Raw genomic sequence first — 2079 nt, forward strand, 5'->3', positions numbered from 1 at the left:
CGGCGCAGTAGGCGCCGCGCGCCTTGCCCCGCCCGCAAAGCCGGAAGCCGTCGGCCAGCGGGTCGCCGATGGGCCAGCGGCACTGGCTCCAGCGCACACTCAGGATCGTAGCCAGGCCGGTGTCCGGAACGGGCTCCACCGAGGGGACCGCAGCTGGCTTCACGTCGGTGGGTCGAACCGCCTGCGCCGCGATCTGCGGCCGGCGGTAGCGGCGCTCCCCTCGCGGCTCCGAGCGGCGCGCGCCCGGCACGTGCGGCGTGGCGCGGCCGCTGAGGCCGAGGCGATGCACCTTGCCGATCACCGCATTGCGGGTCACGCCGCCGAGGTCGCGGGCGATCTGGCTGGCGCTGAGGCCGTCGCGCCAAAGGCGCGTGAGGGTGTCGACGCGATCGTCGGTCCAGGTGGCGGACATAGGTATCTCCGGGTCTCGCGAGCCCCATCGGCTCGCCCCGACCCGTCCTCCCTCCGGCTCCGCCCAACGCCGGCGTACCCACGATCTTTGACAGGCCGCCCGACCCGGCGCATGCGATGCGCACCGTCTCCTTCGAGCCTCAGCCCATGGCACTTCCGCCCCACGATCAGCGCCCGGCCCTCCGGATCTCCGAAGACACCTGGCGCCGCGAGCCCGAACCGGATCGCATCGTGGCCGCGGCGACCAGCATGGGCCGCCGGCTCGTGGTGGTGCGGCGCGACGGCGGCGAGTTCCAGCCCCAGACCGAGCCGCCGGAGGCCTGGTAGGCCGTCTCCCGTCCGCACACCTTCCGTCCAAACAAGAGAAGGTCCCGCCGACGAACCGGCGGGACCGAAGGTGCGAGGAGAGCGCCTAGAACGGGATTTCGTCGTCCAGGCTGGGCTCAAAGTCCGGTCTGGGCTCGGGTTCGGCATCCGGCTCTCGCGCCGTGTCGGGCCCGCGCTCCGAGCCGGCCCGCTCAGGCTTGGCCTTGATCCTCAGGTTCTCCACGATCAGGCGCAGGTCGTAGTGGGTGGTCCCGTCCTTGCCGGTCCAGGTATCGTTCTCGACGTGGCCGCTGACGACCACCCGCGAGCCCTTCTGGGCATAGGGGCTGATGTAGTCCTCGGCGGTCTTCTCGTTGAAGCAGACGCAGTTGAAGCCGGTGGTGCGCTCGCCCATCTGGCCGTCGCCGCGCCGGAACCGCACGGTCTCGAGCACCCGGAAGCTGGCCCGCTTCTTACCCGAGCCCTGGGCCGCCAGGATTGAGGGGGCGGCGGCGAGATAGCCTTCGATGATCACGCTTTGCATGGTCAGTCTCCTTGGGAATGAGGAAGGGGGAGGTTCAGGCGGCGTGCCGCAGGACCTGGGCCGCGCGATCGGCGGCCCAGTCGAGGACCGTGAGCGAGCGGATGACCAGCTCCTTGGCGGCCCGCTCGCCGCCCTCGCGGGCCTCGTAGCGGTTGTCGACGAAGGCGCCGACGGCGACCACCTCGCAGCCGGCGGCCAGACCCTCGGCGATCACGCGCTCGTTGAGCCCCTTGGCCCAGCTGACGCAGTTGACGCCAACCACCCGCGGCTCGCCCGAGGCGTCGCGACCCCGGTTCTCGAGCAGGCGGAAAACGGCTTTGGCGTAGTCCTCCGTCACCTGCGGATCGGCCGCCAGGCGGCCCACGAACACGATGTTCTGCATGACAATCTCCTTGAGTGGACGAAGCGCCGAGGCCCAATCCCCGGACCGCTTCACCCGGCGAAGCCCTCCCTCCATCCAGCGGCGGCCTCCGCCGCCGCAAACCCGACACGATGCCGCCTTGGCGAATGCCCCCTCCGGGCGGTAAGCCATCGTCGATGCCCGACTTTCTCGACGTCTCTGGCGCCTCAGGCGCCCGCTACCGCTTCCGCAGCACCGCGCCCGCCGAGCTGCCGGTGATGGCGGGCAATGTGCTGGTGGCCAGCGGCCCCTCGGCGCGCCTGAAGGTGCTGTTCTGCGGCGCGGCCCACAGCCTCGTGCGGGCCGCGCCCATCGTCACCGAGACCCTGAAGGCGAACCGCAACGCCCGCCTCTTCGTGCGGCTGAACGTGGCCCGCGCGGTGCGCGAGGCCGAGCACGCCGACATCGTGGCGGCCGT

Annotated in this window: 5 protein-coding genes; 2 read left to right on the forward strand and 3 right to left on the reverse strand. The window is 71.5% G+C overall.

Going from position 1 to position 2079, the window contains the following annotated elements:
- Nucleotides 1-412 (reverse strand): GcrA family cell cycle regulator (locus JNK30_RS08200; RefSeq protein WP_293481576.1); only part of this gene is annotated, 412 nt, incomplete at its 3' end.
- Between the two features lie 146 nt (nucleotides 413-558).
- On the opposite strand from JNK30_RS08200, the gene JNK30_RS08205 reads away from it, so the two are divergent.
- Nucleotides 559-738 (forward strand): hypothetical protein, encoded by a 180-nt coding sequence (locus tag JNK30_RS08205; RefSeq protein ID WP_293481577.1) that lies wholly within the window; start codon nucleotides 559-561, stop codon nucleotides 736-738.
- Nucleotides 739-823: 85 nt separating this feature from the next.
- Here JNK30_RS08205 and JNK30_RS08210 read toward each other — a convergent pair whose 3' ends face one another.
- Both JNK30_RS08210 and JNK30_RS08215 read right to left on the reverse strand, forming a co-directional pair.
- Nucleotides 824-1261 carry a single-stranded DNA-binding protein gene (locus JNK30_RS08210; RefSeq protein WP_293481578.1) on the reverse strand — a complete coding sequence of 146 codons (438 nt, stop codon included), beginning with the start codon at nucleotides 1259-1261 and terminating at the stop codon, nucleotides 824-826.
- 34 nt (nucleotides 1262-1295) lie between these two features.
- Nucleotides 1296-1643, reverse strand: a complete 348-nt coding sequence (locus JNK30_RS08215) for a hypothetical protein (protein ID WP_293481579.1) — start codon at nucleotides 1641-1643, stop codon at nucleotides 1296-1298.
- 155 nt (nucleotides 1644-1798) lie between these two features.
- On the opposite strand from JNK30_RS08215, the gene JNK30_RS08220 reads away from it, so the two are divergent.
- Nucleotides 1799-2079, forward strand: a 281-nt coding sequence (locus tag JNK30_RS08220; protein WP_293481580.1) for a hypothetical protein, incomplete at its 3' end; no start/stop codon positions are given.

The organism is Phenylobacterium sp. (assembly GCF_016793225.1).
Lineage (GTDB): Bacteria > Pseudomonadota > Alphaproteobacteria > Caulobacterales > Caulobacteraceae > Phenylobacterium.

Coding starts and splice junctions, on each gene's coding strand:
- JNK30_RS08205 (WP_293481577.1), top strand. CDS start 559: ATGGCACTTCCGCCCCACGATCAGCGCCCGGCCCTCCGGATCTCCGAA.
- JNK30_RS08210 (WP_293481578.1), bottom strand. CDS start 1,261: ATGCAAAGCGTGATCATCGAAGGCTATCTCGCCGCCGCCCCCTCAATC.
- JNK30_RS08215 (WP_293481579.1), bottom strand. CDS start 1,643: ATGCAGAACATCGTGTTCGTGGGCCGCCTGGCGGCCGATCCGCAGGTG.